This is a genomic window from Sulfitobacter sp. (genome assembly GCF_039977885.1).
In the GTDB taxonomy this organism is placed as follows: Bacteria; Pseudomonadota; Alphaproteobacteria; order Rhodobacterales; family Rhodobacteraceae; genus Sulfitobacter.
Genome location: NZ_JBDWCI010000011.1, coordinates 20,380 through 27,230, shown reverse-complemented (window position 1 = coordinate 27,230; position 6,851 = coordinate 20,380). Strand labels below are relative to the sequence as shown.

The 6,851-nt window shown below is 55.2% G+C and carries 5 protein-coding genes; 2 read left to right on the top strand and 3 right to left on the bottom strand.

Annotated features, from left to right (window positions below; genetic code table 11):
- On the top strand, positions 1-349 hold a 349-nt coding region (locus tag ABJM03_RS08430), incomplete at its 5' end, for a M24 family metallopeptidase (protein WP_348416964.1).
- 215 nt (positions 350-564) lie between these two features.
- Here the strand turns inward: ABJM03_RS08430 and ABJM03_RS08425 are convergent.
- The 3 genes from ABJM03_RS08425 to ABJM03_RS08415 all read right to left on the bottom strand — a co-directional run bounded on the left by ABJM03_RS08425 (position 565) and on the right by ABJM03_RS08415 (position 5,568).
- Complete coding sequence (locus ABJM03_RS08425) at positions 565-1,197, bottom strand: tyrosine-type recombinase/integrase (RefSeq protein ID WP_348416963.1); 633 nt, start codon at positions 1,195-1,197, stop codon at positions 565-567.
- 1,133 nt (positions 1,198-2,330) lie between these two features.
- The gene (locus tag ABJM03_RS08420; RefSeq protein WP_348416962.1) at positions 2,331-4,826 is read right to left on the bottom strand and encodes an ATP-binding protein; all 2,496 of its coding nucleotides are present in this window, start codon (positions 4,824-4,826) and stop codon (positions 2,331-2,333) included.
- A 4-nt stretch (positions 4,827-4,830) separates the two neighbouring features.
- The gene (locus ABJM03_RS08415) at positions 4,831-5,568 is read right to left on the bottom strand and encodes a response regulator transcription factor (RefSeq protein ID WP_348416961.1); all 738 of its coding nucleotides are present in this window, start codon (positions 5,566-5,568) and stop codon (positions 4,831-4,833) included.
- 238 nt (positions 5,569-5,806) lie between these two features.
- On the opposite strand from ABJM03_RS08415, the gene phnD reads away from it, so the two are divergent.
- Entirely contained in the window at positions 5,807-6,790 is a 984-nt protein-coding gene (gene phnD, locus ABJM03_RS08410) for a phosphate/phosphite/phosphonate ABC transporter substrate-binding protein (protein WP_348416960.1), read from the top strand.
- The last annotated feature ends 61 nt before the right edge of the window (positions 6,791-6,851 follow it).

Sequence of the window (6,851 nt, the reverse complement as noted above, 5' to 3'; positions counted from 1 at the left end):
GGGCATCAGTCTGCTCAAGCCGGGTGTAAGTTGTGCCGAGGTTACGGAGCAGATCAACACATTCCTCGATGAACGTGATCTGCTGCAATATCGCACTTTCGGCTATGGCCATTCCTTTGGCGTGCTGTCTCACTACTATGGCCGCGAGGCGGGTCTGGAACTGCGCGAGGACATAGATACCGTGCTGACGCCGGGCATGGTCATCTCAATGGAGCCGATGTTGACTATTCCTGAAGGAACACCTGGTTCTGGCGGCTACCGTGAGCATGACATCATAGTCATTACGGATGAAGGGGGTGAGAATATCACCGGCTATCCCTACGGGCCAGAATTTAACGTGGTCACATGACGATGCCTCTTGGGATGGTCAACCTTCCATCTGGTTAAAACCGAAGCCGACCTCTGCGCAGAAAACGCGAAGGTCGGCTAAGTCCGCGTTGCGGTCATCGGCCCCGCTGAAATGCTGCGGAATCGACTAAGGTCCGCTATGCGGGGGGCGACCGCAGCATTGGGACCGCGAGGTGAACGGCAGGTTTGGGCCGTCTGTGGCGACGGCCCAGCGGTTTAGATTTCGATAGCTTCGGCGATCACCAGCGCATCTTCAAGCTCGACGCCGAGGTACCTGACAGTGCTGTCCATCTTGGTGTGACTCAACAGCAGTTGGACCGCCCTTAGGTTGCCTGTTTTCTTGTAAATCTGCGTGACTTTCGTTCGCCGCATCGAGTGCGTGCCATAGGCGCTTGCCTCCAGACCAATGGATGTCACCCAGTCACGCACAATGCGCGCGTACTGGCGGGTAGAGATGTGAAGCCGTTCGTGAAAACGCCCAGGCCAGAGGTATTCGGATCCGACCATCAGCGGCTCCCGCATCCATCTTGCCAGCGATGCACGGGTGCCTTCGGAGATTTCGAAGCGCACAGGTTTCTGGGTCTTGCTCTGAAGAACCGACGCGCGTTCCTTGATTTGGCCGGATGCCATAACATCGACCACCCTCATTTTCACCAGATCGCAGCCGCGCAGCTTGCTGTCGATGGCAAGATTGAAGAGGGCCAGATCACGGTGGTTCTCGGCCAATTCCAGCCGCACCCTGATCGCCCAGACATGTTTGGGCTTGAGCGGCCTTTTCTGGCCGACGATCCGGCCTTTGTTCCAGGCTGGGCGTAAGGCGCGGATGGCCGGTAAGTTTGATGTTCCCATGATGCATCCTCCGATCCACCACGCCCTCCCACATCGACAACCCGACGTTGACAAGACATCATACCATATGATGCTGCGCCGCATCCGAGGTCGGCTTTGAGCCCAATTTGACCGATGCTGTGCGGTTCACGGATATCCGCTATCACGAGAGAGCCACAAACCTTCAACAACCGCTTGGGTTTTGAAGGTTTGTGGCTGCATAAATTATGGTGGTTTGGACGTGTGCCAAAAAGGAGGGTTTTTGGAACCCAAGGGCGAGGGCGCTTTTCCCGAAAGCGGTCGGTGGTGCGCCCCGCAACGAATGGCGGGAACGAGCCCATCTTGACTGGTGCTGCACGATGCATGACGGTTACCGCCTTACTGGCATCTCCCAAGAGACGGAGCCGGCAATCTTGGAGGCAGTCATAGGATGACATCACTAATAGTCTATGTTTTACACGCTTTTGCAGTAGCCATAACAGCCCTGTCATTAATTGGCGCTACAACCGCATCGCCGATTTTTGCCATCCCGCTTCTGATAATTATTTCAGTTTACTTGGTATCGGTGATATCGAAATCCATTAAATTGGTGAGGCTGAGCTGTATTTTTATCATTATCTGGTCTGTCGTCTCACTTTGGGGGAACTGGGTTCTGATAGAGCATCATTTGGCCTTTGCTATTGCAGTAATGTTTGTCCCAGCATGTCTTGCGGCGACAGTACTTTTTTCGTTGAAACACAGACATCGGGAACATCAAATGGCATTTGACCGGTCAGAATCTCTCGCAACGGGTGACCCACATCGCCCCCAAGGTCCGCTTTAGCGTTTTCAGCCTTCCAAAAAGGACCGTTTGTTGAACGGTCCGCTGAAGCGGACACTGGTGCGTGTGAAGCGAAGGTCTGAAAAGTCCGCAGACCGACGTTCCAGCAGATAAAATGCTGCACTGCGCATGAATGTCAGCAAAGTGAAAGCTGCATCGCGGCGAATGGAGCCTTAGTCAATGGCCGGTTAGGGCCGTTCGCGTCAATCGACACCAAGGGCGGGAAGCAGACATTCGCTGCAGATGCTTATGATGAGCCTCCTAATGGAAAAGCGGGCAATCTGGAGGGCGGTCGTCTCTCGTACTGTCGAACTGGAGTGTTAAATAACTTCCATTATTTTTTACGCGCGTCGGTCACAGCGTGAACCAGATCAGTTTCATCGACGGGTTTCGGGAGCATATTAAAGCGGTTGCGGTGTTTCTTAATCACAGGAGCTTGGGCAGGCAGGCGCGAAGATATCAAAATGGCAACTGCCGAAAGGTGTTGTTCTAGTGTTGCGTGGATTAATTGAACCCCTGAATGCCCATGGTCTAGATTTAGATCAGAAACCAAAAGGGTAATTTCTTGTGTCTGTTCGATGATTTTTTGCGCCTCCGAATAGGTTGTGGCGACCAACGTATCGAACCCGAGTGTCGTTAGGGTGACCTTTAAGGCAGCCGCTGTTTCCCGATTGTCATCAACAACGATTGCCGTACCTGCAAAAGGTATGGTGGGCTTGAGCTTGGGGAGGGGGGGCGTGGCCATAATAGGGACGCGAATTACGATGGTTGTGCCTTGGTCCCTGGTTGAGAAAATTTCGATATTGCCGCCAGATTGTGTTACAAAACCGTAAACCATGGATAGACCCAGCCCTGTGCCTTCTCCGTTGGGACGGGCCGTATAGAATGGTTCAAACGCATGACGGCGGGTTTCTTCTGTCATGCCGATGCCGTCATCCTTGATCGACAGGACAGCGTGACGGTCCTGCGACGTCAAGGTGACCCAGATGTTGCCTGCATCGGGCATGGCCTGTGCGGCGTTCATACACACATTAAGCAACGCGCTTTCAAGCTGACCAGGGTCGAGCGATACATGCAACGGGTCTTCACCAAGATCCAGATAGAGTGTCAAGTTTTCGGGCAAGGCGATGTCCAACAGATCTTGCATTCCCTCGACCAATGACCCTAGATCGACCCGCTCTGGTTCAAGGTGTTGTTTGCGGGCGAACGCTACCAGACGTTCCGTCAGGGACACGCCTAAGTCCACGGCGGTCCGTATCCGCCCAAGGCGGAAGGGCGCGGCGGTCGCGTTGGATGTTTCTAGCAGGTGCAGGTTGCCCGAAATCGTGGACAAGATGTTGCCAAAATCATGGGCCACTTCGCCCGTGACCTTGCCAAGCGCCTCAACACGGCGGATTTCCTCAAGACGGTCTTCGATGCGCTTGCGCTCAGTGGCTTCGGACAACAGCCAGACCGATCGACCATCGGGCAGAAGCGAAGACCGCACCTCGATCACGTCCCCCATGGGGTTGGTGTATTCATCATACCCGCCGCGGTCATCCGACCCGCTTTGCAGTCGGAATACCGACAGCGCAAACAGGTCTTGCATGGTCTGTGCGAGCGCGTCGTGGGGGATGTTCAAAAGCGCGCGTACTTTGTCGTTCTCGGCCTCGATCTTGCCTTGTGGCGTCAGGATCGCGACGCCGTCTTTAATGCCGCTGAAGACACTAGAAAATAGCGTGTTCTGGCGGGTGATTTGCGCCGTCCGTCGATCCAGTTTGCGCGCGTTTGAGCGGAACACGCCGAAGGCATTGAACAACTGGCCGATCTCGTCATCCGTCGCGTTCTTGGTCGGCACGGTGACGGAGTGATCGCCCGCCGCAAGTTGGCGCATCCCGTCTGCGATAAGGCGTAGGTTGCGTGTCACATAGCGCGATACAAACAATGACGAGATGACCGCAACGCAGGCACTGAACGCAGCAAGCACGGTAACAACCGTTTGCGCGAGCTTTAGATCGTGCGAGGTTTGCATGCGTGCAATCCGCAGCCGTTCCTGTGCCGTTTGAACACGCGACGTCGCATAGACGTTGATATCGCTGGACAGCTGGCGAATGCGAAACAGCGCGTTTTCCGCATCTAGGGCAGCGGTGAGGGATTGGTACTTGAGCTGGAATAGATCAGTTGTCGGGCGCGACAGTATCGCCTCGATTTCATGCAAACCCTGCGCAGCAATATCTACTATAGGAAGCGCTGCACGACTGCTGTTGTAACGACGATTTATCTCTCCTACTTCGATGATTTCCTGAGCACGGGTAACGCGGCGGGCGTCGCTGGCCAGGCGGCCCAGGGCGGCCCAGACCAAACGGTCGTCCAAGGTAGCTTCTGTTAAATTGGCTTGCTGTAGGAACCTGTCTTGCAGGTGCGCCAAATCGGTGTCGATTTGTGTGATGTCGGCCTGCAGCAAACGTTGTGGTGACGACACCAGCAGCAGGTTGGAAATGGCGACGCGGATTCGTGCAAGAGGCAGGTCGAGGTTATCTGTGCCATCAGATAGCGTTTCCAATTGCTCGATGGTTTGCAAAATCGCATCGGCGTCCACTTGTCGTTGGTATGGCACCTGCACCGTCAAAAGAAACGGCGCAGCGGTGGCGAGATCGGCGGCGCTGCGTGACAGCTCCAAGGCTTGCGACACCTCCGACAACGTCTCGCGGTGGATTGTGTCAAGCCAGTTTTCCGCATTGCGCAGCACCAGCAAGCTGATGGCGGAAATGATCAGGGTTACGCCACAGAGGGTCAGGATCGCAACAGAAAGCCGCGCCTTGACGCTGGGCGTGTGAAGCGTGGGCCGCATGGCGCTACTCGGCCTCCAGCTTGAAGAAATAGCCCTGCGAGCGGCGGGTTTGCAGGTGCACAGGCTTTGATGGTGTGTCCTCGATCTTGCGGCGCAGGCGCAGGATCAACACATCAATCGTGCGGTCCACATAGCGCTCCATGTCCGAGCCCAGTTCTGACAAAAGCTCTGGCCGTGAAATTACCCGCGAGGGGTTACGTGCCAGATATTCTAAAAGTCGGTATTCTCCGTTTGTCAGGGGAATTTCATGGCCCGCGTGATCAAGCAGAATGCGGCTTTGTAGATCAAGTTGTTTGTGCCCGAAGGTGATGGTGTGTTCGGGCAGGGATTGCGCACGGTTCACGGCATGCCCGTACCGACGTAGGACCGAGCGGATGCGTGCAACCAACTCTCGTGGGTTGAAGGGCTTCATCAGGTAATCATCGGCACCTGTTTCGAGGCCAATGATTTTGTCGATTTCGTCCCCGACACCTGTGAGCATAACAATCGGCAAGGCGTAGCGTGCGCCGATCTGCACTGCCAAATCCAACCCCGATTCGCCACGCAGCCGCAGGTCGATGATGGCAAGATCAACGGCAGGCGGTACGCCAAGCGCGTGAAAATCGGCGCTGCCCTCGCAGGCAATCGGGGTGAAACCGCTGGTGGACAGCAACTCGCAAAGGGTTTCGCGCACCTCTTGATCGTCATCGACGATTGCGACGACGGGAGGCGTTTGATTTTGGGTTTGATTTTCGAACGTCACCCTGATCCCCCCGATACAGTGTTGTGCAAGTTTTGCCTAAACTGTGCGGAGTTTATTGGAAAAGACAGCGCGAAGATATCGCTTGTAATATTGTTAACATAAAAACCGATCGCTGTAACTTAGTGTTAACACAGGTACCCTCGCTTAATGCTAAGCGATGCTCTTAAGCTACTCAAATCGTGCGGTAGAGGTTGGAGGACCCTGCCGCAATGCGAAAGAAAACTAGGGAGAGATCTACATGACTTTTAAAGTGACCACTGCAGCTATGGCTGCAAGTCTGCTCGCGCTTGGCTGTGCAACTTCCGCCGCCGCCCAAGAGTGCGCAGAACGCGGTGCACTGGACGCACTGTATTGCGATGCGAACGGTGATCTTGTGGCCGACGCACCAACAGATCCGGCTGAATTGAACGACCCAAACACTTTGGTGTTTGCTTATACGCCCGTCGAAGACCCTGCTGTTTACGCTGACATCTGGGCACCATTCATCGCCCACCTTGAAGATGCCACAGGCAAAGACGTCCAGTTTTTTGCGGTGCAATCGAACTCCGCCGAAGTTGAGGCAATGCGCTCTGGCCGTCTGCATATCGCAGGCTTCTCCACCGGTCCGACACCCTTTGCTGTGAACCTTGCAGGGGCTGTGCCGTTTGCAATCATGGGCGCAGAGGATGGCCAGTTCGGTTATCGCCTTCAGGTGTTCACGCAGGCTGACAGTGACATTCAAGAAGTGCCCGATCTGGCAGGCCGCCGTGTGGCGCACACCTCGCCCACATCAAACTCCGGCAACCAAGCGCCGCGCGCGCTGTTCCCCAGTCTTGGTGTGATCCCTGATGAAGACTACGAAGTCGTTTATTCCGGCTCTCACGACCAATCCATGTTGGGGGTTGTCGCAGGCGACTACGACGCGGCCCCCGTAGCCTCTGAAGTGGTGGACCGCATGGCGGAACGCGGTCTTTATGACACCGCCGATGTGCGCAAAATCTGGGAAAGCGATCCGTTTCCGACGACGTCTTTTACATTGGCACACGATCTGGACCCAGAACTGGCAAACACCATCAAAGAGGCGTTCTTTTCGTTTGGTTTCGAAGGTACCGCATTGGGGGCCGAATTCGAAGGCGTCAGCAAATTTGTCCCGATCACATACAAGGATCAATGGGCTGTGATCCGTGAAATTCAGGCGTCCAATGGCGTCGAATACACGCCACAGGGCCTCGCCAACAATTAATCCCCACTGCACACGGCCACTCCGACCCACGGGTCGGGGTGGCACGCGCATCTGAGAGGCA